Source organism: Pedobacter cryotolerans, assembly GCF_005116475.1.
Classification (GTDB): Bacteria; Bacteroidota; Bacteroidia; order Sphingobacteriales; family Sphingobacteriaceae; genus Pedobacter; species Pedobacter cryotolerans.
In genome coordinates this window covers 402079-426758 of sequence record NZ_SWBO01000002.1, presented here as the reverse complement: position 1 = coordinate 426758, position 24680 = coordinate 402079, and the positions used below count along the sequence as shown (strand labels likewise).

The 24680-nt window shown below is 34.1% G+C and carries 30 protein-coding genes; 20 read left to right on the top strand and 10 right to left on the bottom strand.

All coding sequences use genetic code 11. The features are described 5' to 3' along the window. Window positions 1-26: 26 nt before the first annotated feature. Entirely contained in the window at window positions 27-407 is a 381-nt protein-coding gene (locus FA045_RS04985) for a response regulator transcription factor (protein WP_136875083.1), read from the bottom strand. A 240-nt stretch (window positions 408-647) separates the two neighbouring features. On the opposite strand from FA045_RS04985, the gene FA045_RS04980 reads away from it, so the two are divergent. Continuing rightward, window positions 648-1733: an AI-2E family transporter gene (locus tag FA045_RS04980; protein ID WP_136875081.1), complete on the top strand. Its 1086-nt coding sequence runs from the start codon at window positions 648-650 to the stop codon at window positions 1731-1733. A gap of 279 nt (window positions 1734-2012) precedes the next feature. On the opposite strand, the gene FA045_RS04975 is transcribed toward FA045_RS04980, so the two are convergent. Continuing rightward, window positions 2013-2627 (bottom strand): hypothetical protein, encoded by a 615-nt coding sequence (locus tag FA045_RS04975; RefSeq protein ID WP_136875079.1) that lies wholly within the window; start codon window positions 2625-2627, stop codon window positions 2013-2015. Window positions 2628-2697: 70 nt separating this feature from the next. Here FA045_RS04975 and FA045_RS04970 point away from each other — a divergent pair, with 70 nt between their 5' ends. Next, window positions 2698-3033, top strand: a complete 336-nt coding sequence (locus FA045_RS04970) for a HopJ type III effector protein (protein ID WP_136875077.1) — start codon at window positions 2698-2700, stop codon at window positions 3031-3033. Window positions 3034-3035: 2 nt separating this feature from the next. Beyond that, entirely contained in the window at window positions 3036-3719 is a 684-nt protein-coding gene (locus tag FA045_RS04965; protein ID WP_136875075.1) for a peptidylprolyl isomerase, read from the top strand. Window positions 3720-3723: 4 nt separating this feature from the next. On the opposite strand, the gene FA045_RS04960 is transcribed toward FA045_RS04965, so the two are convergent. Beyond that, window positions 3724-3903, bottom strand: coding sequence for a hypothetical protein (locus FA045_RS04960; RefSeq protein WP_136875073.1), 180 nt, complete (start codon window positions 3901-3903; stop codon window positions 3724-3726). 54 nt (window positions 3904-3957) lie between these two features. Then, window positions 3958-4320, bottom strand: a complete 363-nt coding sequence (locus tag FA045_RS04955) for a response regulator transcription factor (RefSeq protein ID WP_136875071.1) — start codon at window positions 4318-4320, stop codon at window positions 3958-3960. Window positions 4321-4498: 178 nt separating this feature from the next. On the opposite strand from FA045_RS04955, the gene FA045_RS04950 reads away from it, so the two are divergent. The 4 genes from FA045_RS04950 (at window position 4499) to FA045_RS04935 (ending at window position 9142) form a co-directional block, all read left to right on the top strand. After that, entirely contained in the window at window positions 4499-6481 is a 1983-nt protein-coding gene (locus tag FA045_RS04950; protein WP_136875069.1) for an ATP-binding protein, read from the top strand. An 80-nt stretch (window positions 6482-6561) separates the two neighbouring features. Then, complete coding sequence (locus FA045_RS04945; protein WP_136875067.1) at window positions 6562-7800, top strand: cation:proton antiporter; 1239 nt, start codon at window positions 6562-6564, stop codon at window positions 7798-7800. Between the two features lie 10 nt (window positions 7801-7810). After that, a complete protein-coding gene (locus FA045_RS04940; protein WP_136875065.1) occupies window positions 7811-8857 on the top strand; it encodes an endonuclease/exonuclease/phosphatase family protein in 1047 nt (348 codons plus the stop codon). Window positions 8858-8950: 93 nt separating this feature from the next. Further along, the gene (locus FA045_RS04935) at window positions 8951-9142 is read left to right on the top strand and encodes a cold-shock protein (RefSeq protein ID WP_136875063.1); all 192 of its coding nucleotides are present in this window, start codon (window positions 8951-8953) and stop codon (window positions 9140-9142) included. Window positions 9143-9444: 302 nt separating this feature from the next. Here FA045_RS04935 and FA045_RS04930 read toward each other — a convergent pair whose 3' ends face one another. Then, a complete protein-coding gene (locus FA045_RS04930; protein WP_136875061.1) occupies window positions 9445-10239 on the bottom strand; it encodes a DUF3050 domain-containing protein in 795 nt (264 codons plus the stop codon). Between the two features lie 152 nt (window positions 10240-10391). Here FA045_RS04930 and FA045_RS04925 point away from each other — a divergent pair, with 152 nt between their 5' ends. The 4 genes from FA045_RS04925 to FA045_RS04910 all read left to right on the top strand — a co-directional run bounded on the left by FA045_RS04925 (window position 10392) and on the right by FA045_RS04910 (window position 12365). Continuing rightward, on the top strand, window positions 10392-10841 hold the full coding sequence (locus FA045_RS04925; RefSeq protein ID WP_136875059.1) for a hypothetical protein: 450 nt from the start codon (window positions 10392-10394) through the stop codon (window positions 10839-10841). Beyond that, a complete protein-coding gene (locus FA045_RS04920) occupies window positions 10841-11218 on the top strand; it encodes a YchJ family protein (RefSeq protein ID WP_136875057.1) in 378 nt (125 codons plus the stop codon). The genes FA045_RS04925 and FA045_RS04920 overlap by 1 nt, the downstream gene beginning before the upstream one ends. A 271-nt stretch (window positions 11219-11489) precedes the next feature. Continuing rightward, entirely contained in the window at window positions 11490-11879 is a 390-nt protein-coding gene (locus tag FA045_RS04915; RefSeq protein WP_136875055.1) for a response regulator, read from the top strand. A gap of 174 nt (window positions 11880-12053) precedes the next feature. After that, on the top strand, window positions 12054-12365 hold the full coding sequence (locus FA045_RS04910; protein WP_136875053.1) for a hypothetical protein: 312 nt from the start codon (window positions 12054-12056) through the stop codon (window positions 12363-12365). Between the two features lie 7 nt (window positions 12366-12372). On the opposite strand, the gene FA045_RS04905 is transcribed toward FA045_RS04910, so the two are convergent. After that, a complete protein-coding gene (locus FA045_RS04905) occupies window positions 12373-12753 on the bottom strand; it encodes a YtxH domain-containing protein (protein ID WP_136875051.1) in 381 nt (126 codons plus the stop codon). 159 nt (window positions 12754-12912) lie between these two features. On the opposite strand from FA045_RS04905, the gene cmoA reads away from it, so the two are divergent. The 3 genes from cmoA to FA045_RS04890 are packed head-to-tail and all read left to right on the top strand — an operon-like array spanning window position 12913 to window position 15277. Further along, window positions 12913-13656 (top strand): carboxy-S-adenosyl-L-methionine synthase CmoA, encoded by a 744-nt coding sequence (cmoA, locus tag FA045_RS04900; RefSeq protein WP_136875049.1) that lies wholly within the window; start codon window positions 12913-12915, stop codon window positions 13654-13656. Window positions 13657-13658: 2 nt separating this feature from the next. Next, entirely contained in the window at window positions 13659-14381 is a 723-nt protein-coding gene (locus tag FA045_RS04895; RefSeq protein ID WP_136875047.1) for a methyltransferase family protein, read from the top strand. 41 nt (window positions 14382-14422) lie between these two features. After that, window positions 14423-15277 (top strand): NAD(P)-dependent oxidoreductase, encoded by an 855-nt coding sequence (locus FA045_RS04890; protein WP_136875045.1) that lies wholly within the window; start codon window positions 14423-14425, stop codon window positions 15275-15277. Window positions 15278-15350: 73 nt separating this feature from the next. Here FA045_RS04890 and FA045_RS04885 read toward each other — a convergent pair whose 3' ends face one another. Then, window positions 15351-15986, bottom strand: a complete 636-nt coding sequence (locus FA045_RS04885) for a DUF4142 domain-containing protein (RefSeq protein WP_136875043.1) — start codon at window positions 15984-15986, stop codon at window positions 15351-15353. Between the two features lie 171 nt (window positions 15987-16157). On the opposite strand from FA045_RS04885, the gene FA045_RS04880 reads away from it, so the two are divergent. The 3 genes from FA045_RS04880 to FA045_RS04870 all read left to right on the top strand — a co-directional run bounded on the left by FA045_RS04880 (window position 16158) and on the right by FA045_RS04870 (window position 17030). Further along, entirely contained in the window at window positions 16158-16391 is a 234-nt protein-coding gene (locus tag FA045_RS04880) for a hypothetical protein (RefSeq protein WP_136875042.1), read from the top strand. 67 nt (window positions 16392-16458) lie between these two features. Continuing rightward, complete coding sequence (locus FA045_RS04875) at window positions 16459-16692, top strand: M18 family aminopeptidase (protein ID WP_136875040.1); 234 nt, start codon at window positions 16459-16461, stop codon at window positions 16690-16692. Between the two features lie 146 nt (window positions 16693-16838). After that, window positions 16839-17030: a hypothetical protein gene (locus tag FA045_RS04870; RefSeq protein ID WP_136875038.1), complete on the top strand. Its 192-nt coding sequence runs from the start codon at window positions 16839-16841 to the stop codon at window positions 17028-17030. Between the two features lie 83 nt (window positions 17031-17113). Here the strand turns inward: FA045_RS04870 and FA045_RS04865 are convergent, their stop codons facing one another. Next, on the bottom strand, window positions 17114-17449 hold the full coding sequence (locus tag FA045_RS04865) for a MerR family transcriptional regulator (protein ID WP_136875036.1): 336 nt from the start codon (window positions 17447-17449) through the stop codon (window positions 17114-17116). Between the two features lie 239 nt (window positions 17450-17688). On the opposite strand from FA045_RS04865, the gene alaS reads away from it, so the two are divergent. Both alaS and FA045_RS04855 read left to right on the top strand, forming a co-directional pair. Continuing rightward, on the top strand, window positions 17689-20634 hold the full coding sequence (gene alaS, locus FA045_RS19035) for an alanine--tRNA ligase (protein WP_225871280.1): 2946 nt from the start codon (window positions 17689-17691) through the stop codon (window positions 20632-20634). A 251-nt stretch (window positions 20635-20885) separates the two neighbouring features. Then, window positions 20886-22073 (top strand): ATP-binding protein, encoded by a 1188-nt coding sequence (locus tag FA045_RS04855; protein WP_136875034.1) that lies wholly within the window; start codon window positions 20886-20888, stop codon window positions 22071-22073. A 78-nt stretch (window positions 22074-22151) separates the two neighbouring features. Here FA045_RS04855 and FA045_RS04850 read toward each other — a convergent pair whose 3' ends face one another. Continuing rightward, window positions 22152-22658, bottom strand: a complete 507-nt coding sequence (locus tag FA045_RS04850) for a hypothetical protein (RefSeq protein WP_136875032.1) — start codon at window positions 22656-22658, stop codon at window positions 22152-22154. A 20-nt stretch (window positions 22659-22678) separates the two neighbouring features. Continuing rightward, window positions 22679-23044 carry a hypothetical protein gene (locus FA045_RS04845; protein WP_136875030.1) on the bottom strand — a complete coding sequence of 122 codons (366 nt, stop codon included), beginning with the start codon at window positions 23042-23044 and terminating at the stop codon, window positions 22679-22681. A gap of 146 nt (window positions 23045-23190) precedes the next feature. Here FA045_RS04845 and gatB point away from each other — a divergent pair, with 146 nt between their 5' ends. After that, window positions 23191-24648, top strand: a complete 1458-nt coding sequence (gene gatB / locus FA045_RS04840) for an Asp-tRNA(Asn)/Glu-tRNA(Gln) amidotransferase subunit GatB (RefSeq protein WP_136875028.1) — start codon at window positions 23191-23193, stop codon at window positions 24646-24648. Window positions 24649-24680: the final 32 nt, after the last annotated feature.

Sequence of the window (24680 nt, the reverse complement as noted above, 5' to 3'; positions counted from 1 at the left end):
CTGTTATGCGTAATAAAAACTCATAATTAATTAAGCTGTCCAGTTTTTAAATTAGATGAAATTCTGCTGATTAAAAAATCAATATCAAAAGGCTTCGGAATAAAATCTGCAGTAGGGCAGGCAGCTTTTACTTCATGCAATTGTGTATGTGCAGATATTAAAATCACAGGAACTTTGGCGGTAGATAATTTGTTTTTTAACTCTTTACATAAGTCTATGCCATTACCATCAGGCAACATTACATCTAACAAATACAAATCTGGCACATGGGTAGATTGCTCCATAAATGCCGTAATGGAGGCAAATGTGGTGATGTTATAATCTTCCGCTTCTAATATGTATTGGTAAAGTTCTCTTAAGTCTTGATTATCTTCAAGAATATATATCTCTTTTTTTTGATTGTTCATTTTTCATTGTGTGTGCTTTTATAACCAAATTAAATTTCTTTTGTTTGTTTAAATATCAATTAAAGTGCTTTTATTTTTTAAGGAAAAAGGTTTCAAACTATCAATTATTAACAGCTATAGTAATTATTCATACGTATTACTGATTAAACTGGATTTTTTACGATTAGATGAGCTTAGGTTAATTATTTTAAGCATCACAACAATCAAAACTTTTGGTGGTATTTTATGTTTGCTAAGCATATGTTTAAACTTAGCCAAACTGTAAATTTATTGTTGTTTTTTAGTCTTGCTTTTGCAGGACTTTATTTTGCTGCCGAGTACCTAATTCCACTTACTTTGGCTGCGGTGTTGGCCATGTTGTTTATCAGGTTAAGCAACCTCATAGAAAGTAAAGGTGTGGGCAGAGCTTATGCCACATTGTATTGTATTTTGCTTTTTGTAGTGGCGGTTGCAGTTATTATCACCCTGTTATCTATACAATTAGGTAGTTTGGCCGAAAACATTGATGGCATGGAACGAAGGTTAGTTGCCATGCTCGAATCGATGAAGCAATGGGTTAATGAAACAGTAGGGATAAAAAAAGCGGAACAAAATAAGCTCATCAAAGAAAGCACAAATGGAAAGTCTGGAGGCATGATATTAACTTTTGCTGCGGGTTTAATGGGCATAATGGTAAATACCATACTTGTTTTAGTATACATGTATCTTTTCCTTTCGATGCGAGGCCATATAAAAAAGTTTATTTTAAAATTGGTGCCTAAAAAAGAAGGTGCAGATACCACAGAAGTGATACATCAAACAGGTAAAGTTTCTCAGAAATACCTGAGCGGATTGGCTACAATGATTGTGGTTTTATGGATAATGTATGGCGTAGGCTTTAGCATTGTTGGTGTAGAAAGTGCCTTGTTTTTTGCGGTACTGTGTGGTTTATTAGAAATCATTCCTTTTGTAGGTAACCTTACTGGTACCGGAATAACAGTTTTAGCAGTTACTGCACAAGGTGGAGATGGGAAAATGATTATTGGCGTTTTGGTAACTTATTTTTTGGTTCAATTCATCCAAACTTACATTTTAGAGCCACTAATTGTAGGCGAACAGGTAAATATAAATCCCTTATTTACCATTATGGCGCTTGTTTTGGGCGAATTGGTATGGGGCATTGCAGGTATGATTTTAGCCATACCATTGCTCGGAATGTTAAAAATTATCTGTGATAGCTATCCAGAATTACAACCTTATGGTTACCTCATCGGACCAGAAAATCCAAAACAACCCAAAACATCAGTTATCGATTATTTTAAAAAATGGTTTGTTAAAAAGACTTAGTTGTTAAGGAATATTACTTATTTTAGAGAGCCTCTGTTTTTTACAGGGCGAAGCAATCTTTCCTGTATTTAGGCTCTGCTCTTTAACCTATATGAAAGATTGCTTTCCCGAAAGTCGGGTCAGGCTGTCGCTGCGCTTCCCTCGCAATAAGCTCAACTTAATGAAATTGATATGAGGGATGATGGAGTTTGTGATAAAGTAAGGGAATAGCGAGTGCATTACGATCCCGCATCAAGTGCGGGATGACGCGGAAGGTGATATGTTGATTGATCATTACAATTACCTACATAACACCCCTTTAATTCCAGCCACATTCATTGTTTCAATTAAACGCAATTCTTTTGAATTGGCAGTAAATTCACATTTTCTACATGCTGCAGCATCTTTATTCTTTAAATATTTAATCACTTTGTTGTTTAAAATATAAGACCGGTATTCATTTTTAGTAATGCAACCTTCGCAGGCAGGGCCACCTTCAACAAATTCATATTTAAAAATTAGCTTTCCCTCTTCATAATAATAATCTTCCTTAGCATAAGCATCGCCAACGGTACCAAAATCAATCGAAATTTTAACTAGCTTGCCATTATTGTAGTAATAATCAATTTTAGTCAGCTCATCACATGTAAATTCGAAATGCTTTTGATCTAATTGAATCGTATTAATTTCAGCTACCTTTTGTTTAATATTATCAATGGGATCAGTTGCCAGTTCAATTACCTTAGTACCTGATTTTATGGTCTCAATTGCTTTTTCTTCGGCTACAACAGTCTGCTGTTTTTCATTGTTGGTACAGCTTATTAATAGGATTGATAGGAAAGGGATGATCAGCTTTTTCATAAGTTTAATGGTACAATAATATAGCCATACAACCTTTCGTTTTAATTTCATCAACCTCAAAAATTGAAATAACCATTTTTAAAATCCAACATTTAATTCTACTTTCAGCCTAAAATAAATACAAATGAACACTACCCTTACTAATTTGTTAAATGATTTAAAATCAGCCACTGTATCATTTACTTCTGTAATAGAACAGATTGAAAAAGAATATACACATCAGCCAACTGCATTTAAAAACGGGGATGTTTACAACGAGGCTAATGAGAACCAAGGCAGTGCTAAGGTGTTTACTTATGCAAAACTTCACAATTTAAGCGAGGCTGAAACCTTACTTTTATTTGCCGAACATTACCAAGCTGTTTTAGCAGATCCAAAAGGCACAAATCATCAAAACATTAGACAATTTATGCAACATGGTTGGGCAGGAATAAGTTTTGAAGGAAAGCCACTAAGTTAACGATGATGAAAAAATTGACACTTCTATTAGGTTGTATATTCATATTTATCGGTATAACCAATGCTCAAAAAGCGAATACCTACGTTAAAATTGAAACCAATTTAGGTGCGATGATTTTCAGTTTGGCGAAAGAAACTCCCAAACACAGTCAGCATTTTATCCGCTTAGCTAAAAAGGGTTATTTTAATGCCTATACATTTAACAGAGTGATTAAAGGTTTTGTGATACAAGGAGGTGAAACCGATTCGGCCTATGCCGAAATGTTAAAGAAAGATTCTTCTGCTGTAAAATACCTAGCGCCAGAATTTCACGCTAATTTAATTCATCAAAAAGGTGCTTTAGCCGCTGGTAGAGACGATAATAAAGAAAAGAAATCTTTTCCTGGACAATTTTATGTAGTTGATGGAAAGAAGTATACGGATATCCAGCTAGATGCTGTAGAAAAAAGATTGGGTAAAGGATTTAAGTTTAGCGAACAAGCTAGAAAAATATATAAAGAAACTGGAGGCGTGCCACATTTAGACCAAAATTATACCATTTTTGGGCAGTTGGTAATAGGTTGGGAAGTGCTAGATCAAATTGCATCAACAACTAAAAATAAAGCCGATCAGCCTTTGATGGCTATCCCTTTAAAAATCTCCGTTTTAAATAAAAAAGCTGCAACTCAGCTTGGTTTGATAAAATAAACAATTAATCGCCCCTTGTTGCTGGGTTTGCGGCATCGCTGTCAATAGCTTTATCTAGTTTTGTGCCTTCGCCATCGGCAAATTTTTTCTCTTCGGCAGTGTATTGGTTATTTTTGGTTTTGGCTGTGTTAACTTTTGCAGCCTCTTCTTGTTCGTTCTGCTTATCTTTTTGCGAATTTTCCATAAGGTTTTCTTTTATTAACATTTATTTTAGGTAGATGGTTTAAATAAAAACCAATTACATGGGTGCGTATCGCTCTACCCGGTTTACAAAATCATTAATATCAAAAGGTTTATTGATAAAATCTTCGGCACTACATTTAGATTTTACTTGGTTTAAAGTATTTCCTGCAGACATCATCATGATTGGAATATGATAGGTTTTTGCATTTTGTTTCAGTTTAGCGCAAATTTCAATTCCGTTAGCATCTGGTAACATCACATCTAATACCACCAAATCAGGTTGTTGATGTTGCATTTCTTGCCAAAAATCACGCCCATTTTGGCAGGCCCTAACCTCATAATCTTCTTCCGTAATTAAAAATGAGATCATTTCTCTAATAGCCGCATTGTCCTCTACCACATATATGCATTTTTTCATAACTCATGTTATTTTAAGGTTCAACTACAAAACGTAATTGATTTACAGAAGTTTAGGTAAATTATCCACTTTACATAAGTTATCCACCTACTTGCTAAAAATGTGACCAATTTGAGCTTTAAAAAGCGTATTTACTGAGTTTTGAAATTGTTTTCACCAAACAAATTCCATTCATCTAATGTTATCCATTCATATATTAGGCAAAAAAATGATCCATCAGCAAGTCCCATTATTAAATCAGCAGCAACTTATTGATGTATTAAATACCAGTAAAACACCTACGGCTATTTATGTGGGTGAACAAGCATCTATCCAATTTGCAAATGATGCCATGTTAAATGTTTGGGGTAAAGACCGCTCAATAGTAGGTTTGTTATTACACCAAGCATTGCCAGAATTAGATGGTCAACCTTTCGGCGAATTGTTAGCTAAAGTTTGGAGAGAAGGTTTTACCCACGAAGGTACATCTACGCCTGCAGATTTGTTGGTTGATGGAAAACTGAGTACTTTTTATTTCGATTTTGAGTACAGACCAATGAAAAATGAAAACAATGAAGTGTATTGCATCATAAATTCGGCGGTAGATGTAACCGAACGCGTACAAAATCAAAAACTAATAGATGAGGCAATTAAAAATGCCAAGGCATTAGAAGAGGAGCAGGCTAATAATTTAATTCTCACTTCAGAAAAATTCGAACTCGAATCTCAAGTTCAATTAATCTCTAAAGAAGCTTTAGAAAATGCCGAGCAGTTTAAAAGATTAGTTGAGCAGGCACCTTTTGCTATTGCTGTTTTTGATGGCTTAGATTTGAAAGTTGATATTGTGAATGCAGAGATGCTTGCGATATGGGGTAAAGATAAAAATGTTTTAGGATTGCCATTATCAAGAGCATTACCAGAATTAGATGGTCAGCCTTTTGAAGACATTATTAGAAATGTTTTGATCACTGGAATTCCTTATGCTGCACAAGAAACCAGGGCCATGGTAATGCGCAATGGCGAGTTAAGAGATGGCTATTATAATTTTGTATGTAAAACGATTAAAGGTGCCAAAGGTGAAAATAAAGGCGTTTTGCAGGTTGTAACAGATGTTACCACTCAGGTAGAAGCAAGGTTAGCCTTACAGCGCACTCAAGAGATGATGGACATGGCAATTGATGCTTCCAATCTGGGTTCGTGGCTCATTCATCCAACAACTAAAAAACTACGTTATAATGCTGCATTAGCTCGTATGTATGGTTACGACAAGGATACCGAAATGACTTTTGAGGATGCCATGGGGCAAGTTTCTGATGAATTTAGAGAGCCTTTAACCAAAGAAATTGAGAAGGCAATTCATGAAGGTGGTATGTATGATGTAACCTTTACGCAGCAAAGATTTAACGATGGAGAGATAATTTGGTTACGCTCGTTCGGTAAAATTAACAAGGTTAATGGAGAGACTTTATTTTCGGGCTTTGTGATGGATGTTACGCAAGCAAAAAAAGACGAGCAGCGTAAAAATGATTTTATTGGTATTGTTAGTCACGAATTAAAAACGCCACTTACCTCAATTAACGGTTACATACAATTGGTACAACGTTTGGCCAAAAAGGAGGGGAATACCTCTATTGCAGATATTACTGGTTCTGCCGTAAGGCAATTGCAGCGAATGAATGAAATGATCAATGGCTTTTTAGATCTTTCTAGGCTCGAATCGGGGAAAGTTGTTTTAGATAAAACTGATTTCAAATTAGATGAATTGATTACCGAAATAGTTAATGAATCGAGGATGATTGATTCTACGCATATAATTGAGCTCAATCAATCTTGTTCAGTAAATTTATTTGCCGATCGATTAAAAATAGGCAGTGTACTAAGTAATTTACTAAGCAATGCGGTAAAATATTCGCCTCATGCCAAACTGGTAAAAGTAACCTGCGAAACAACTGAAAAAGAAGTTAAAATCTGTGTTATCGATGAAGGAATAGGTATTTCTAACGAGCACATCGAACATTTGTTCGATCGTTACTACCGCGTTGAAAGTAAAAGTCAGATTTCTGGGTTTGGTATAGGCTTGTATCTCAGCTCAGAAGTAATCAATAGGCATAGCGGTAAAATTTGGGCAGAAAGCGAACTGGGCAAAGGCTCAACCTTTTGTTTCACCTTACCAGTTAATTGATATTTTATTTTCTTACGAAAGAACATAGCTCGCTTTGGTTTGTTATCATCAAACAATTCATCTCAGTTAGCTAGCATTTAATGACATCATATATTTCCATTATTTTACTTATCGGGTTATCTACGCTTCTCATGGTATTTATGCCTGCCGTTTCTAAAAAAATTGGCATTTCGTATTCTATTATTTATGTAATTATTGGAGTTGTTTTATATGCTATTTTTGGATCGGCATTACCCTCTCCATTGCCAAGTTCAAATCCAGAGCTTACCTTACATCTTACCGAACTCATTGTTATTATTTCTTTAATGGGTACAGGCATCAAAATAGACCGCGATTTTTCTTTTAAAAAATGGAATACACCGCTAAGGTTAATTTCTTTTGCAATGCTGCTTTGTATTGCAGCCTGTTTTTTATTGGGCCTTGGCTTTCTTTCGCTCACATTACCAAGTGCAATTTTATTGGGTGCGGTGCTGGCTCCAACAGATCCGGTTTTAGCCTCAGATGTACAGGTTGGTCCGCCAAACGATCAAACAAAATCAGAAACCAAGTTTTCGCTAACTTCAGAAGCTGGATTAAATGATGGAATGGCCTTTCCATTTGTTTGGTTAGCCATTACATTTTCATTAATAGCCCAGCAAAAAGAGGCAAGTATCCTCAATTGGATCGGCTATCATTTAATTTATAAAATCATTACCGGTGGTTTAATTGGTTATTTAGCTGGCAAAGCCGTAGGTTTTTTGATTTTTAAACTGTCAAAAAAATACAAAGTACTAAAGCCAACGCAAGGTTTTTTGGCCATATCATTAACCTTGTGTGTTTACGCCATCACCGAAATTGCACATGGATATGGATTTATTGCTGTTTTTGTAAGTGCCTTAGTACTTAGGCATTCAGAGAAAGAGCACGATTTTCATTTAGAGTTACATGATTTTACAGAACAAATTGAACGTTTGTTATTGGCTGTATTACTGCTATTTTTTGGAGGGGCAATAGTAAGTGGAATATTGGAAGTACTCGATATTAAAATGGTGATATTCTGTTTTGTTTTTGTGCTGATTATTAGACCTTTGTCTGCCTACATCTCTTTATTGGGAAGAAAAATTTCATTCAAAGATAAAATTGCAATAGGCTTTTTTGGAATTAGAGGTATGGGTTCAATTTTTTATTTATCTTTCGCTCTGGTAACCACTACCTTTACGCAAGAAAAGGAATTATGGGCCATTGTTGCCTTTACTATTTTAATATCAATATTTATACATGGTGCAACCGCCGATAGAATTTTAAAATACTTGAAGGTTGAAACAAGGTCAGAAAAATAATTTTAAATAAATGTATTATAGTTACTGTTTTGCAACTGCTCTACTCATAATAGCTACCCTAGTGCCCTTAATTAGGCATGATTCGTGGGTTTTTCGCGTATTCGAATATCCGCGTTTACAAAAACTTACACTTAATGTATTGCTGTTGGCTGCAGGTTTAATCTTTTATGCCCATACTACAACAAATTGGGTATTCATCGTATTATTAACCCTAAATTTAGCCTACCTTATTTATCAAGTGTTTCCATTTACCAGGTTTGGTAAGCAACAAATTATAAAAAGTAGGTTTCCCAGTGGGGATAAAAATATTTCCTTGCTTATTGCCAATGTTTATCAAGATAATAAGAACAGTAAAGCTTACCTTAATTTGATAACAGAATGTGATGCTGATGTGATTTTGATGGTAGAAACCAATTTATGGTGGCAACAGCAAATAGATGTAATTGGTGAACGTTATCCGCATCAATTAAAAATCCCTTTGGAGAATACTTATGGAATGATATTTTATTCTAAATTGGAATTGAAAGATGGGAGCATCAACTACTTAGTTGAAGAAGATATCCCATCAATTGAAGTTGATGTTCAATTGAGATCCGGACAATGGGTTAAATTATATTGTTTACATCCACAACCACCTGTTCCACAAGAAAATCCACGCTCAACTGAGCGAGATAAAGAAATATTAATGGTGGCAAAAAAGGCGAAAGAATGTAAGCTTCCTGTAATTGTAATGGGCGATTTGAATGATGTAGCTTGGAGTTATACTACACAGCTATTTGGTAAAGTAAGTGGATTATTAGATCCGAGAAGGGGTAGAGGGTTTTTCAATAGTTTTAATGCCAAATATTTTTTCTTGCGTTTTCCATTAGATCATATTTTCTGCTCTGCTAATTTTACCTTAACAGGAATAAATAGAATGCAAAGCTGCGGATCGGATCATTTTCCGATGTGTGTAAACTTACAATTTGATCCGCCAGCTGATGAATTAAACGAAGAACCCGAAGCTGATAGGGAAGATTTGGAATTAGCCAATGAAAAAATAAATGCAGCTACATAATCACTTTCAGCGTAGCAATCCTATCTATTTTAGCAACAATTCGTTATTCTCAATTATTTAATTTACCTTTACAACTTAATTAATTACAATATAATGCAACAAGGAACAGTAAAATTTTTCAATGAGACAAAAGGTTTTGGATTTATCGTACCAGCAAATGGTGATAGCGAAATTTTTGTCCATGTATCAGGCTTAATTGATCAAATTCGTGAGAATGATTCAGTTAGTTATGATATCGAGCAAGGCAAAAAAGGCCTTAACGCAGTTAATGTTAAGATAGACTAAGAGATTATCCTTCATAAATTGAGAAGCATCCGTCTAATAAGGCGGATGTTTTTTTTTTGCCTAAATTTTTAAATCTAGCAATCTTTAACAATAAGCAGAGCCTGAAGGAATAAAACGAGTTATTAGCGCAGGCTATTGTTCATTTTTCGTTAACATTAAAGGTCGACTAATTTATGCCGACCTTTTTTAACTGTTTGTTATGGATGATAGAACCTCGTTGATATGTGGTATTGTTTCTTGTTTAGGCGGATTACTAGTTTTCTATTCTATATTTAAAAAGGATAAAATAAAACCCTAATACATTAGCTGTAAGCAATTTCGGCTCTTACAGCAATAATCTCTTCGTAAGCACCATCCCACAATTCAATTCTTTTTTGTAACGCAATTTGGGTTGCCTGTTGGGCTGTAAGTAAATAATCGGCATTGCCCTCACATAAAATTGCTGTCATCTCTAAAGATAGGTTGCTGTGATGGTCGCCATCAACTTCAATATGCCTATCTAAATAATATTTAAATAAAGAAATTTGCGCTGGGAATTTCTTGCTTAGGTCATTCACAATCGTTAAAAACATACTCGGTATAAGATCTTCTCTGCCAAAAGTAAAAATGCTCGATTGTAAGTGAGCTTTGTTGTTATTGATAATTTCGAAAGTAAAATTTACAAATTCTTGTGCAGCTTTAGGTGTTTGGGCTATTTTATAAGCAGCAGCAAAATCTCCGTTGCTTTTTAAGCTTTCAATAAATTTGTTAATTCCCGATATATCGGCACCACATTGCAACATCGCCTCAACATACATCTCAAAATGACTTTTTTTATCGCCATTGGCATCAATATCAGATTCTTCTCCAGCTACAATCTCATTAATTAATGATCTGGTATTGGCATCACCTACCGGAAACCAAGGAGTTTGCACACAGGTTAAATTAAGCTGAAGGCTTTTAAGCAACGACATAAAATCCCATACGGCGTACACATGATATTGCATAAAAATGCGCAAGTCTGCTATAGTTTCAATTACATCATAAACCTTATGATTTACAATTTGCGCTTTTAAAGGTGCTATTTCTTCTTGTATTTTTGTTAAGTGGTGCAACATTATCTTTATTTTTAAGCAAATATAGATGTTGTCACATCAAGCATTTTCTGTGAAAAGTCATTTATTTTTTTTGATCTCCAACAGTTGTGAGCTTTGAAAATTTATGCTGTAATTAATTTTAAGGGTTGAGATAGAAAACCTAATTTTATAAAATGAAACAGGCAAAATTATTTTTGATGCTACTGATTAGCATAGCCGCGAGCAGTTGTGTTTTTTTTGGTAAAGATGAACCACTAGATCCATCAAAATTTACTTGTTATATTGCTATAAATAAAGGCGATACTGCCTGGTTAGCTATTGATACAAGCGACCGCAAAATTAAGGGATTATTTACCATGAGTTATGGAGGTAAAAAGAAGTACCAAGGTGAAATAAAAGGAGATATTAAAAACGATACCTTAAATGCGAATTATGATTTTAAAGTAAATAAGGTAGATAAGTGGTATCGAAACCCAGTTTCGTTTTTAAAAAAGGATAATAAATTAATAATGGGAGTTGGTGAAATTGTGATGGTATGGGGTTCTGGTGTATTTAAAGAAGGTGTGCCTGTAGATTATGACAAAGGTAGATTTGTTTTTGAAAGAACAGTTTGCAAACACTAATGGAAACAGAATTATGTAGGTGTTGCTCTGGTTTAAAGTATGTAGATTGCTGTAAATCTTATCATCAATTGCAGGCTGATGCAAAAACACCAGAAGCCTTAATGCGATCGAGGTATTGTGCTTATGCTTTACATTTAGCCGATTATATTGTGCTAACAACCCATCCTAATTTAAGACATTTGCATCAAAAAGAAACCATACTGGCATGGGCAAAAGCAAACAGTTGGCTTAAACTAGAAATTTGTGCCGCAGAAAATAACATTGTTGAATTTAAGGCCTATTATCTACATCAAAACAGTATGCAAGTTCATCATGAACGATCAACTTTTTTAGTTTATAAGCAAAAATGGTTTTATTTAGATGGCGAATATTTTTGACCTTTATAATATTTAAATGTGCTTTGTTTTGTGTAACAATTTTAACTGTTAAGAAAATTTTGAGAATTGGTTATAAGAAATAATAGCTAAGTTTAATTAAAGGCAAAAAAAATATATGCCTGATGTAGAGCTAAAAGCAATTTTATGAATAACAGGTAATTTCTTTTTTATTCTTATTTGTGAAAATCACTTTCGTTTCATTGTGAAAAGAAATGTTAAAAGTTCTATTTCATTATTTATATTTACACTATCCCTAACAAACAAAGCTATTGTGAAATTCTCTTTCAAAAAACCTGAAGAAGTAAAAAAGAAAATCCTTATTGTAGAGGATGAGCCAATGAGTATCATGGTAATTAAAAAAATACTCGCCCCTTATCAATTTCAATTGGTTATTGCGGTTAATGGATTAGATGCTGTTGAGAAATTTGAGAAACAAAAGGCAGACTTGGTGATAATGGACTTATACCTGCCAGAAATGGATGGTTTTGAAGCTTCAAAGCGCATAAAATCAATTTCTATAGATACACCAATTATCGTAATTTCCACTACAGATATCCCTGAGGATGAACTTAAAAAAGATATTGGTATCGATTATTTGCTGAAAAAACCCTTAAATATTAAAAAGTTTCAGGATTTTATTCACATGCTTTTACTAGCATAATCATTAATCAAAGTTCTTTATAGCATTAGCAATACCTCAATCATAAATATTTTTGCAATTTAACAAGCTCAAAGTTAGCTAAATAGCGTTTCTTGCATAAAAATGGCCGATTATTTTATTAAGATGTGCTAATTATTGTATACATTTGCTAAAAATAATAGCAAAATTTTATACATGATCGTTACAGTAGTTGCCATTTTTGATGAATTTAATCCACATGCGCCTTTAGCAAAGGTTTTAAAGGAAAGACTAATTCGCTTAGCATCAGAATTGCAAGATGTAAGTTTAAAACCACTAACATCTATGCCTCCTATGGATGGCGATATAGTGGTATATATTAGCTATAATTTAAAGTATACGGTAAGGTGGCGCATCGCAAATGATGTTCCAGATTATATTGAAAAAGAGGTTGCTCACATTTGTGCTTTAAAAGGTTACATTGTATGGAAAACAACCACCGTTAACATGCTAAAAGGAAAAAATTAATTTTCCTTTAGCTTCTACTAGGTTCGTTTGGAAAGAGCTGATGTTCCTGTGGTTTCTTCCAGTTGTTAGTTACGTTTTCTAGTTTAATTTCTGCAGGTGCGTTCGTTTGTTGCTTTGCACTCAATAATCCCTCAGCATTTTGCTTTACATGACTTCTTACATCCGAAATTACGCTCGACAATTTTTGATGGGCATTTTTTTCAGATTTTCTTCCAGCAACTTTAGCTAAAAAATTAGTCAATTGCTTTTGTGCTGATTTTCCTTTTTTGGTTGCAAATAATGCACCTAAGGCCAAGCCTACAGCTACTCCGCCAATAATAGCCACTGTAGCCATGTTTGTATTTCTTTTATTTGCCAAGGTGCTTTTTATAATATCTTGATATCTCATATTGTAAATGTTTAGTAGGATTAACCAATCTGATAGTTAATTGTTTACACTAAGTAGAGAAAGATCAACTTAACCCGTTTAATAAATATTTTTTTTAACTAAACTATTGCTAATTTAGGTGGTCGAATTTTACCTTTTACATTACTGTTTAAATTAGCAATGAACGAAAAAAAAAATAATCTTGATCATGTTTTTAAGGAGGAGATTAAAAAACCTTCTGACTTTAAATTTGGCGCAACTGTTGCCAATGCCTTTGATGATATGGTGGAACGATCTGTTCCTTTTTATAATGAAATACAACGGATGATTATTGAATTGGCGGCAGAACATGCTTTGCCAAATACAAATGTGGTTGATTTGGGTTGTAGTACAGGCACTACAATGATAGGATTAAATCCTCTTGTAGCCGATAACATTAAATTTATTGGTTTAGATGACTCTACAGAAATGCTGAAAAAGTGCGATGTTAAACTTAAGGAAGCAGATTTTAAACGACCTTACGAATTGGTAACTGGTGATTTACATGAAGATGTTAAAATTGAAAATGCATCTGTTGTGATTTTGTGTTTAACCTTACAATTTGTTAGACCAATTTACCGCGAGCGCTTATTAAAAAAGATTTATGATGGCTTGGTACCTGGTGGCGTATTGATTATTTCTGAAAAGATATTGGCAGAAGACAGTATGTTTAATAGAAATTTCATCAAATATTATTATGATTACAAACGCAGAAACCAATACAGCGAAATGGAAATTTCTCAAAAAAGAGAAGCACTAGAAAATGTGCTGATCCCTTACAAGCTTAGCGAGAACTTTAAAATGCTCAGAGAAGCTGGTTTCCCTTTGGTAGAAACATTTTTTAAATGGTATAATTTCTCTGGCTTTATTGCTGTAAAAAACTAAATATGATTGCTATAGGTAACTTCTTTTTCAAATACAGAAATTTCTTGTTTATATTTTTGTATCTCGCTCTTTTTATTCCATCTCCTCAAATTTTTAGAGAAAGCACAATTGGCGAACATTACTATCTTTATCCACTAATCATAGGTCTCTTTATTACTATTTTTGGTCAGTTGATACGCGGAGTAGCCATTTCTTTGGCCTATATTGTTAGAGGCGGTAGAGATAAAACCGTTTATGCCGATGATTTAGTAACGGAAGGTTTTTTTAACCACGGACGGAACCCATTGTATGTGGGTAATATTTTGATGTTGGTAGGTGTAGGCATACTGATGAATTCTGTGGTTTTCATGTGTATTTTTATTCCGCTTTTTCTATTTATTTATCAAGCTATTGTATTAGCAGAAGAAAATTTTTTAAGAAACAAATTTGGCGCTCAATTTGATGCTTATTGCGCAAGAGTAAACCGCTGGTGGATAAACTTTAGTGGCATTCATAAAACCATCGGTAGCATGGCATTTAATGGCAAACGTTGGTTAATTAAAGAGTATAATACACAAACCGTTTGGTTATTGGGCATTATTGTAATTTTGCTATTCTATTATCCTCAGCTAACTAAGGGCGATAATGTTTTAAGAGATCAAATTGGCATAACAGCTTTGGTTGTGTTGGCAGCTTATTATTTTATCATAAGATATTTAAAGAAAAGCGGTAAATGGAAAGGTTAGTAGCCCAAAAAGCCTAGCATAATTTTATTTAACTTTGGAGCATGAATTTAACTAAAATTGGGTGGATTGGTTTAGGTAAAATGGGCGTTCCGATGGCTCAAAACTTACTTAATGCAAATTTTGATTTATCTTTATATAACCGGAGCAAAAAAGCACTTGCAAATTTTGAAGATAGAAAAGTAACTATTTTTGATACCCCAAAAGCGTTACTAACAGCCTGCGAAGTAGTTATTGTAATGATTTCTGATGACCAAGCGGTTAATGAAGTATTTTGTGGTGAGAATGGATTGTTGAGTGCAGAAGCAAAAGGAAAAATCGTTATTAACATGAGTACTGTTTCTGCAGAAATTAGCAGAAAAATGGCTGCCTTACTAAATGAAAATGGAAATGAATACATTGATGCACCAGTTTCTGGCAGTTTAAAACAAGCAACCGAAGGTACTTTGGTAATTATGGCTGGTGGCAATGCAGAAGTTTTTGATCAACTAATTCCGATTTTTAATTGTTTAGGCAAGCTAGCTTTAAGAGTTGGAGAAATAGGAGCTGGCAATTCGGCTAAATTAGCCATTAATGCACTATTAAGTTTTCATGCTTTAGGCTTAGCAGAGGCTATTAAATTTGCTACGGAGAAAGGAATTGAACCTTCAACCTTGTTAGAACTCATTAACAATAGTGCTTTGGGTAATCCATTTATGAAAATTAAAGGAGATGCCATACTTCAAGATAATTATGATGCTGTTTTTGCACTAAAGCATATTGTAAAAGATTTGCAATTAGCTAAAGATGCAGGTATCAATAGTCCGCTGGCCAATACTGCTTTACAAGCCTTTACAAATGCACAAAGTGAATTAGGAGAGGAAGATATTATTTCAATTTACAAGAAGTTAAGTTTGTAATTGGAGGTTTAAAACAAAAAATCCGATGAGCGATTAACACCTTCATCGGATTTTTAATTATCAAATTAACTTTTTATCCCGCCTGTTTGTTACGGTTACTAATTTTTAGTGGATCATCACCTTGGTTAGCTTTAGGCACTTGTAGAGCAGTATCAATTTTTAACACCTGCTGATAGTGCTGTTTTAACTTCGGTAAACTGCCAGTGGCAAAATTATTTATCTCTTTATCTTCAGATCTGCTACCTAAGGCAAAAGCATCAATGGCATGTTGCTGTTCGTTGATCATTAGTCTTACATAATATTCGTTTCTGCCTTCATCTTTTAATTCATCCATTTTATCAATTAACTGCATTTTGCTATCTGGTAATAGCGAAGGCAGCTCATAACCCTTGCTTTGGGCAAGCTGAGTTAATTGCGTATTTACTGCTTTGTGATCAGTAATTAGCATTTCGGCATAAGTTTTAAGCTCGTTATTGGTAGTTTTACTGGCAATTCTATTGCTGCTTTCAATCTGAATCATGTTTGCGTATGCCGCTCGTTCTAAAAAGAAGCGACTACCTGTATCTAAATCAGTTGCCTCATCATTTTTAATCAAGAGTGTATCTGCACGGGCTGTTAGCGTATTTTCACTCGTCTTATTTTCATTAGCTTTATCGTTGCTACAGGCTGCAAAAACAAGCGGGAAAAGGTATAATATGTATTTTTTCATAGGACATTTTTTAATCTTAACAAGTATGTTGCATATATGTTTAGCAAATTTTTTGTAAATTCACATTGATACTTAAAGAACCAAATATTCCTCTTCTTTATTCAAAACATTTGCTGAATTTTTTGGTTTTTATTCGAAACAAACATTCATCTATTAGTTAATTTCAATATCATGGTTAAGATTGATTATTTGTACGATATTTTTGAAAATCAATTGCCTTTGTTATTTACATTAATGCAAGGCGATAGCAAAGAATTGTTTTACATCTGCGTTGGCGATCAATTGGTGGGTACCATTAATAAAGTTACCGACGGTTGGCAACAAATAGGCGGTAGCAAAATGTCTGATGAATTTATCAATAAAATGGGTGAGGTAATTGAGCACGAGTGTTTAGCTACTAATTAGTTTTACTGATTTCATTTATTTTAAACAATAACATTGCATCTGGGGTTGCTTCTGATAAAATCAAACCATGGAAAATATTATTCAACAAATCAACCAAAAATACGAGGGCGAGATTAATCATATTCAAAAAGTAGGTAAGGTAGAAATCTCTATAACGCTTAATCGTGATGTTAAGACAGCAGATTTTGCTCAAAAATTACAAGACGATTTAGTGAAAATTATCGACGAATTGACGATTGTAAAAATTAACATAGTTGATGCTGATGGCAATTTATGCGATACTTTTTCGTCTAATCAATAACAGGATACAACTATAAGTTGTTGATTTTAAGCCTTGTTTGAGGAATATTTTAAACTTATAGAAAACTTTTTTCTTTCGTTTTTCTTTATTAGATAGTTCTTTCTATGAGAGATTTAAAAACTAAAGTTTAACTAAAAGAGAAAATAATGAAATTAAAATTTTTAATGATGCTTGCGGTTGTCGGTATGGCAATGGCAAGTTGTAGCTCAAGTAAAACAGATGGTGGCGCTATGGATTCATCGGCAGTTGATAGCATGAGAAGAGATTCGATTATGAGAGATACCATGAACAGTATGCCAGACACTACCAAAATACCAGATACTACTGGCGTTCAATAATTTTAAATAGTTAGTGAGTTAGTTATATAAAGCAATTGTAAAAAAAATTACAGTTGCTTTTTTGTTAGCTAAGTTTACAAAGACTAAATTTGATCACTCAATTTCAATAAAAAATCTTTCAGTTTTTCTAAAGAAGCAATTACTTTCTGGTTTTCTTTCACTTCGCCAGAGTTATTCTTTAAATGTTCTTTTGCACCCTTTAGCGTAAAGCCTTTTTCATCCACTAAATGAAAAATGATTTTTAAATTCTCGATGTCTTCTGGCGTAAACAGTCGGTTTCCTTTTTTGTTTTTCTTCGGTTGTAGTACATCGAATTCCTTTTCGTAAAATCTAATTTGCGAAGCATTTACACCAAACATTTCGGTTACTTCACCCATGGTGTAGTACATTTTATTAATCTCTCTCTCTTTGTATGGCATGGTAATAACTGATTATGAATTGGTTGTAGCTTTTACTTAAAGTATTCAAATGTAAGTTGATTTTAGTAGAATACCGCAATAAAATTTTAATTTTGTTCAGTGATAAAATAACCGCGGAGACACAAGAACACAAAGGGATATTATTTACAGGTTTAGGGTTTTAGGATCAAGGATTTTTTTAATACTTATAAAAAACTTTTCAACTTTAAAACATTCCAACATTACAACTATTCTATAAAATGACAGCTAAAGAAATAAGACAAACCTATTTAGATTTTTTTAAAAGTAAACAACATCACATTGTGGCATCTGCACCAATTGTGGTAAAAAACGACCCAACTTTGATGTTTACCAATGCTGGGATGAACCAATTTAAAGATTTGTTTTTAGGTGAGGCTGCCATTAAATATCCTCGTGTTGCCGATACCCAACGTTGTTTGCGTGTTTCGGGTAAACACAATGATTTGGAGGAAGTAGGCATAGATACTTATCACCACACCATGTTCGAGATGTTGGGGAACTGGAGTTTCGGCGATTACTTTAAAAAAGAAGCCATTGAGTGGAGCTGGGAGTTGTTAACTGAAGTTTATAAAATTCCGAAAGATCAATTGTACGTTTCTATTTTTGAGGGCGATGAAAAAGAAGGTTTGCCAAGAGATACCGAAGCTTTTGAACTTTGGAAACAATTTGTAGATGAAGACCGTATCATTTTAGGTAATAAAAAGGATAATTTTTGGGAAATGGGCGATACTGGTCCGTGTGGGCCATGTTCTGAGATCCATGTAGATTGTAGGCCTTTAGCTGAGCGCTTGGCGGTAAGCGGTAAGAGTTTAGTAAATGCAGATCATCCTCAAGTAATTGAGATTTGGAACAATGTATTTATGCAGTTTAATCGCGTAAAAGATGGCTCTTTAAAACCTTTGCCTGCGCAACATGTAGATACAGGTATGGGTTTTGAGCGTTTGGTGCGTGTATTGCAAGGCAAAACTTCTAATTATGATAGTGATGTTTTTCAACCCTTAATTCAGTTTATTTCAGAAAAATCTGGATTTGAATATGTAAGTAGTGCCGAACCTGGCGATAAAGGCTGGAATGAAGCCGTAGCGATGCGTGTAATGGCCGATCACATTAGAGCCATTTCATTTGTAATTGCAGATGGACAATTGCCATCTAATAATAAAGCAGGTTACGTAATTCGGCGTATTTTACGCAGAGCGGTACGTTATGCTTATACCTTCTTAAACCTAAAAGAACCATTCCTAAATCAGTTGGTCCCAGTATTGGCAGATCAATTTAATGGTGTTTTTGATGAATTGTATTTGCAGAAAGATTTCGTACAAAAAGTTGTTTTAGAAGAAGAAGTTTCGTTTTTGAGAACTTTGGCTATTGGTACAGATATTTTTTATGATACTATTGGAAATACCATTGAGAAAAGTTTAAAATCAGTCGATAAAATCCCTACAATAAACATCCAAGAAATTTTACAAACAAAAAATAATGAATACATAAGCGCATTTAAGAAGATACATGATTCGCTTGATAGACTTATTGAAATACAAAATTCAATAGATAAGGTTAGTAAAATCGAAAATTCCCTTAAAACATTTAATAGTGTAAAAAATTCTATAATAACTTTTGATAAATTAAAAAAATCTCTTCCAAAAACTTCGTCGATAGCTTCAGTTATAGATAAAGTAAATCAAACTCAAAAATGGTTAGATAAAGTTTCTGAAAATTTTAAAATACCTGGAGAATTGGTGTTTAAGCTTCAGGACACCTATGGTTTTCCTAAAGATTTGACTGAATTGATGGGTCGTGAAAATGGATTCATTATTGAAGAAGAGCAGTATGAAAAAGCTTTGAAGGAACAAAAAAACCGTTCTCGTGCGGCAACAGCTGTTGATACTGGCGATTGGATCATCGTAAATCAAGATAATGATACCGAATTTGTAGGTTACGATTTAACTGAAATTGAAACCGAGATTTTAAAATACCGCAAAGTAAGTGCAAAAGGCAAAGAACAATACCAAATCGTGTTACGCCAAACCCCTTTTTATGCAGAAAGCGGTGGACAAGTAGGCGATACCGGTCGTTTAGAAGACCATAGAAGACAATTTTTGGTGGAGATTACCGATACCAAAAAAGAAAATGGGGTAATTGTACATTACACAGATACCTTGCCAACAGATGTAGATGGTAAGTTTTGGGCAGTAATTGATGAAGACAAAAGGATTTTAACAGAAGACAATCACTCAGCCACACACTTATTGCATGCTGCTCTAAAAAAGGTTTTGGGTACACATGTAAACCAAAAGGGAAGTTTAGTGAACGCTGATAATTTACGTTTCGATTTTTCGCATTTTGCTAAAATTAGTGAAGAAGATTTATTGGAGATTGAACGTTTGGTAAATCAGAAAATAAGAGAAAACATCAAATTAAAAGAGCAACGCAATGTGCCTTATGATGAAGCAATCAACTCTGGGGTAACTGCTTTATTTGGCGAAAAGTACGGAGATTTTGTTCGTGTAATTACTTTTGATGATCATTTTAGTAAAGAGCTTTGCGGTGGTACTCACGTAAAAGCAACAGGCCAAATCGGCTATTTTAAAATCATTTCTGAAAGTGCTGTTGCTGCAGGGGTGCGTAGAATTGAAGCGATAACAGCAGACAAAGCAGAGCAATTCATTGCTAATCAGAGTAAAGAGCTTAGTCAGTTAAAGTCTTTATTAAAAGGAACGCAAAACATCAGCGCTGCTGTACAAACACTGATTGATGAAAATGCTAAACTGAAAAAAGAAGTAGAAAAAAGTATTTTGGCTAAAGCTGGCGATATGAAACAAGATATAGCCGCTAAAGCAACAAACATCAACGGGATTAATTTTATTGCTACACAGGTAGATTTACCAAATGCTGATGCAGTTAAAAATCTAGCTTTTGAAGTTAAAGCTTTGGTGCCTGATTTGTATTTGGTGTTTACCACATTAATTGACGATAAACCGGGTATTACGGTAATGATTGCAGAAAATATTGTTTCAGATACTTTAAATGCAGCTAAAATTGTAAGGGAGTTAGGTAAAGAAATTCAAGGTGGTGGTGGCGGACAGCCGTTTTATGCAACTGCTGGAGGTAAAAATGCCGCAGGATTGGCAAGTGTGTTAGAGAAGGCAAAACAATTCATTAGCTAAAATTTAACTATAGCATTTTTAATCAAAAGTGGCTTTATTGGTGAAGCATATTTTGGCGTTGGAAGAATTTTCGGCGATAATAATTTAGGAGCTTATCCAAGGATTGGTATCACCATTGGTAGAAGATTTTAAGCTAATTGTATAGGAAACTAAAAAGGGAAAATATTCAAATTTCTCTTTTTTTATACCATATTTTTTTTTACTCAATATATTGAGTAATTTTACTCAACATATTGAGTAATTTGTAAAATATGATTGAAAGATTTGAATTACAGAAAGTTATGAGCGTATTGAATGAGCCAAAGAAGTTCATTCAGGTGTTAGTTGGTCCTCGGCAAGTAGGTAAAACAACACTTATTAACCAATTGATAAAAAAAATTGATATCCCAAATACATTTGAATCTGCTGATGCAATTGCTGCATCAGATCAGGTTTGGGTATCGCAAATTTGGAATAACGCCAGGCAATTGTTATCAGCGTCTTCAAAAAAAGAATATCTTCTTGTAATTGATGAAATACAGAAAATTGATAATTGGAGCGAAATAGTAAAACGATTATGGGATGAGGATGTTAGATTGGGTGTTAATATAAAAGTTATTTTATTAGGTTCGTCAAGATTGTTAATTCAGCAAGGTTTAACAGAATCTTTGGCCGGAAGATTTGAAATGACTTATCTTGGGCATTGGAGCTTTACAGAAATGGAGAAAGCCTTTGGCTTCTCAGCTGAACAATATGCATGGTTTGGGGGCTATCCTGGTTCTGCGCATTTAATAAATGATGAAGAACGTTGGAAAAATTATGTTTCAAATGCATTAATTGAAACTAGTATTTCAAAAGACATATTAATGTTAACTAGGGTAGATAAACCTGCATTAATGAAGCGATTATTTGAGTTGGGCTGTTTATATTCTGGTCAAATACTTTCCTATACCAAAATACAAGGACAGCTTGCTGATGCAGGAAATACCACTACATTATCACATTATTTACAATTATTAGATACCGCAGGTTTACTCGGTGGAATTGAAAAATTTGCAGCAGATATCATTAGAAAAAGATCATCTAGCCCAAAATTTCAGGTACACAATAATGCTTTAATTAGTGCTCAGAGTAATGAGCTTTTTAATGAAATAACCAACCAACCAGCCGCTTGGGGCAGAATTGTAGAGTCTGCAATTGGTGCTCATCTTCTAAATAGTTCATTAATAGAAGGATATAAAGTTTTCTATTGGAGAAACAGAAATGATGAGGTTGATTTTGTGATAGAAAAAAGAGGAAAGGTTATTGGATTAGAAGTTAAGAGCATTGGCAATATTCTAAAAACTTCTGGCATGGATGCTTTTAATAATACTTTTAGACCAAGCAAAGTGTTTTTAATCGGTGCTGGAGGTATGCCATGGCAAGATTTTTTACGAATTTCACCAAATAGTTTGTTTTAGATATATGGTTTAAAAATTGCTTCCATAAATTCCATAAAAAAATCCGCTAGCAAATTAAACTAGCGGATTTTTTTGATGTTAATTTCGGCCTTTTCCCTTGCCGTTATTCCCTTTTCCATTATTTCCTTTCCCTGGTTTGCCCATTATTTTTTTGGCTTGTCCGGGTGGCATACCATGCGGATGACCTTTAATCACATAATATCTACTATCTCTACTATTTCTTATGGCCATTTGTTTACCAGCCCAATTTTTATATTTACCAAACTGAGATTTGTGGCTGTTAAAGTTCTGATATGGTCTATTGCCACTTACCACAGCCTTATATCCATTATATAAGTTGTAATTGCTATAACGTGCAGGTAGGGTATTGGTTGTAACCCAATTACCATTATTTAAATACATAAACTGCCTGTTAGGTACATTATAATAAGTTTCAATATCTGGCAGATAATAATTCTCTACACGATCGTAACCAACTGGTCCCCATAATGGTTGAGAAGAAATATTGATATTTATTTGTGCATTAACAGTACTGTAAAATAACGATGCTAAACTAAGCAGCGATAAACAAATTAATTTTTTCATTTTATGATTATTTAAGTTAATTATCTTCTACCTTTTCCATGGCCTTTGCCGTGCCCTTTGCCATGTTTATAGGCACGTTTGTTATTTTTATAATGAACTTGTTTTACGTTGTAATAGCGGGTCGACGGCCTGTTATAACTTCTATTAATCACTCTTCTGCCTGGTGTGTAATATCTACGGTTATTAGCATTATTGTGTTTTACATAAACTACTCTTGATGCAGGCGCATAATAAGTGCGGTGCACAACGGGTGTTGCGTAATAATCATTGTAAAATCCGTACCTCGGCTGTGAGCCAATATTAATGTTGAGGCTTACTTGCGCTTTTGCTGGTTGATAAATGGCGGCAGCACCTGCTACTAATGCCATTAAGATAAATTTTTTCATAAGACATGATTTTATTTGTGTGTATCTATTTAAACTCCATTTTTATGCCATAAATATAATGTTACCTCTAATAGCAATAGAATTGATACATTATTACTTATCTTTGAAGCGTCATAAATGACCATTTTACAAGATATTACGCGTTAATGAGTACAATTAATACAATTGAAAGTGATCAATTCGAATTGGTTTCTGGATTAGAAATACATGTACAGTTAAATACACATTCTAAGATATTTTCGTCGGATAGTGCCACTTTTGGAGCTAAACCCAACGAACACATTTCTGCCGTTTCTTTAGCTTTGCCTGGTGCTTTGCCTAAATTAAATAAAGAAGTAATCGAAAAAGCGATCAGAATTGGTTTGGCATTAAACTGCGAAATTAACCAACATAATTTTTTCGATCGTAAAAATTATTTTTATGCCGATTTACCAAAGGGATACCAGATTACACAAGACAACAGCCCGATTTGTAAAAACGGTTTCATTAATGTGATATTGCCCAATGGCGATGAAAAGCGTATTGGCATAAATCGCATTCATTTAGAAGAAGATGCAGGTAAAAGTTTGCATGACCAAAATCCACAATATTCTTATGTAGATTTAAATAGGGCAGGTGTACCACTCATCGAAATTGTAACCGAACCAGACATTCGCAGTGCCGAAGAGGCATCAGCTTTGCTTACCGAAATTAGGCAATTGGTGCGCCATTTAAATGTGAGTGATGGCAATATGGAAGAAGGCTCTTTGCGTTGCGATGCCAATATCTCTATTCGTGAAAAAGGAACTACATCATTTGGAACGCGTTGCGAAGTAAAAAACTTAAACTCTATTCGTAATGTACGCAGGGCGATGGATTTTGAATTTAACCGTCAGGTTGAAGTTACTAGTAAGGGAGAGCGTATTATTCAAAGTACCTTAAATTTCGATGCAGATAAAGGCACTACTTCGCCTATGCGTGCCAAAGAAGAGGCAAACGATTATCGCTATTTCCCAGATCCAGATTTGCAACCTATTGCTATTTCTGATGAGTGGCTAAATGCTATTCAATCGGCCATGCCAGCTTTACCAAAAGAAATTGCTAAACAATTGATTGCAGCATTTGGAGTGAGTAAAACAGAAGCAAATTTGCTAGCAGAAGATACCGATTTATACAATTATTTTAATGAGGCAAAACTTGAAGTTAATAATCAAAAGAGCTTGGTTAATTGGTTGTTAGGTTCTATTAGAGCTTTGCTAAATGAGCAAAATATCAGCATTGCGCAGTTTGAGGTTTCGCCTAAACAACTGGCTACATTAATTAACTTGGTTGATGAGAAGAAGATAAGTCAGCAAAGTGCCTTGCAAAATTTATTACCTAATTTAAAAGCTGGTAAAGATGTATTAGCGTTGGCAAACGACCTTAATTTATTGATTGTTGAAGACAGCGATGAGCTTTCATCGTATATAACAGAAGTGTTGGCAAAATATCAGCCGCAAGTACAGGCATACAAAACCGGTAAAAAAGGCGTTTTAGGTTTGTTTGTTGGCGAAGTGATGAAGTTGGCAAAAGGCAAAGCTGATGCTAAAAAAGTGAGTGACTTAATAATAGAAAAATTGAAATAGGTGATTATTCATCATCATTAAAACAAAATAAT

Coding starts and splice junctions, on each gene's coding strand:
- FA045_RS04965 (WP_136875075.1), top strand. CDS start 3,036: ATGATGAAAAAATTGACACTTCTATTAGGTTGTATATTCATATTTATC.
- cmoA (WP_136875049.1), top strand. CDS start 12,913: ATGAACGAAAAAAAAAATAATCTTGATCATGTTTTTAAGGAGGAGATT.
- FA045_RS04880 (WP_136875042.1), top strand. CDS start 16,158: ATGGTTAAGATTGATTATTTGTACGATATTTTTGAAAATCAATTGCCT.
- FA045_RS04985 (WP_136875083.1), bottom strand. CDS start 407: ATGAACAATCAAAAAAAAGAGATATATATTCTTGAAGATAATCAAGAC.
- FA045_RS04925 (WP_136875059.1), top strand. CDS start 10,392: ATGAAACAGGCAAAATTATTTTTGATGCTACTGATTAGCATAGCCGCG.
- FA045_RS04845 (WP_136875030.1), bottom strand. CDS start 23,044: ATGAAAAAATTTATCTTAATGGCATTAGTAGCAGGTGCTGCCGCCATT.
- FA045_RS04935 (WP_136875063.1), top strand. CDS start 8,951: ATGCAACAAGGAACAGTAAAATTTTTCAATGAGACAAAAGGTTTTGGA.
- FA045_RS04950 (WP_136875069.1), top strand. CDS start 4,499: ATGTTATCCATTCATATATTAGGCAAAAAAATGATCCATCAGCAAGTC.
- FA045_RS04945 (WP_136875067.1), top strand. CDS start 6,562: ATGACATCATATATTTCCATTATTTTACTTATCGGGTTATCTACGCTT.
- alaS (WP_225871280.1), top strand. CDS start 17,689: ATGACAGCTAAAGAAATAAGACAAACCTATTTAGATTTTTTTAAAAGT.
- FA045_RS04895 (WP_136875047.1), top strand. CDS start 13,659: ATGATTGCTATAGGTAACTTCTTTTTCAAATACAGAAATTTCTTGTTT.
- FA045_RS04955 (WP_136875071.1), bottom strand. CDS start 4,320: ATGAAAAAATGCATATATGTGGTAGAGGACAATGCGGCTATTAGAGAA.
- FA045_RS04850 (WP_136875032.1), bottom strand. CDS start 22,658: ATGAAAAAATTAATTTGTTTATCGCTGCTTAGTTTAGCATCGTTATTT.
- FA045_RS04865 (WP_136875036.1), bottom strand. CDS start 17,449: ATGCCATACAAAGAGAGAGAGATTAATAAAATGTACTACACCATGGGT.
- FA045_RS04870 (WP_136875038.1), top strand. CDS start 16,839: ATGAAATTAAAATTTTTAATGATGCTTGCGGTTGTCGGTATGGCAATG.
- FA045_RS04920 (WP_136875057.1), top strand. CDS start 10,841: ATGGAAACAGAATTATGTAGGTGTTGCTCTGGTTTAAAGTATGTAGAT.
- gatB (WP_136875028.1), top strand. CDS start 23,191: ATGAGTACAATTAATACAATTGAAAGTGATCAATTCGAATTGGTTTCT.
- FA045_RS04885 (WP_136875043.1), bottom strand. CDS start 15,986: ATGAAAAAATACATATTATACCTTTTCCCGCTTGTTTTTGCAGCCTGT.
- FA045_RS04970 (WP_136875077.1), top strand. CDS start 2,698: ATGAACACTACCCTTACTAATTTGTTAAATGATTTAAAATCAGCCACT.
- FA045_RS04940 (WP_136875065.1), top strand. CDS start 7,811: ATGTATTATAGTTACTGTTTTGCAACTGCTCTACTCATAATAGCTACC.
- FA045_RS04890 (WP_136875045.1), top strand. CDS start 14,423: ATGAATTTAACTAAAATTGGGTGGATTGGTTTAGGTAAAATGGGCGTT.
- FA045_RS04855 (WP_136875034.1), top strand. CDS start 20,886: ATGATTGAAAGATTTGAATTACAGAAAGTTATGAGCGTATTGAATGAG.
- FA045_RS04875 (WP_136875040.1), top strand. CDS start 16,459: ATGGAAAATATTATTCAACAAATCAACCAAAAATACGAGGGCGAGATT.
- FA045_RS04930 (WP_136875061.1), bottom strand. CDS start 10,239: ATGTTGCACCACTTAACAAAAATACAAGAAGAAATAGCACCTTTAAAA.
- FA045_RS04910 (WP_136875053.1), top strand. CDS start 12,054: ATGATCGTTACAGTAGTTGCCATTTTTGATGAATTTAATCCACATGCG.
- FA045_RS04980 (WP_136875081.1), top strand. CDS start 648: ATGTTTAAACTTAGCCAAACTGTAAATTTATTGTTGTTTTTTAGTCTT.
- FA045_RS04905 (WP_136875051.1), bottom strand. CDS start 12,753: ATGAGATATCAAGATATTATAAAAAGCACCTTGGCAAATAAAAGAAAT.
- FA045_RS04960 (WP_136875073.1), bottom strand. CDS start 3,903: ATGGAAAATTCGCAAAAAGATAAGCAGAACGAACAAGAAGAGGCTGCA.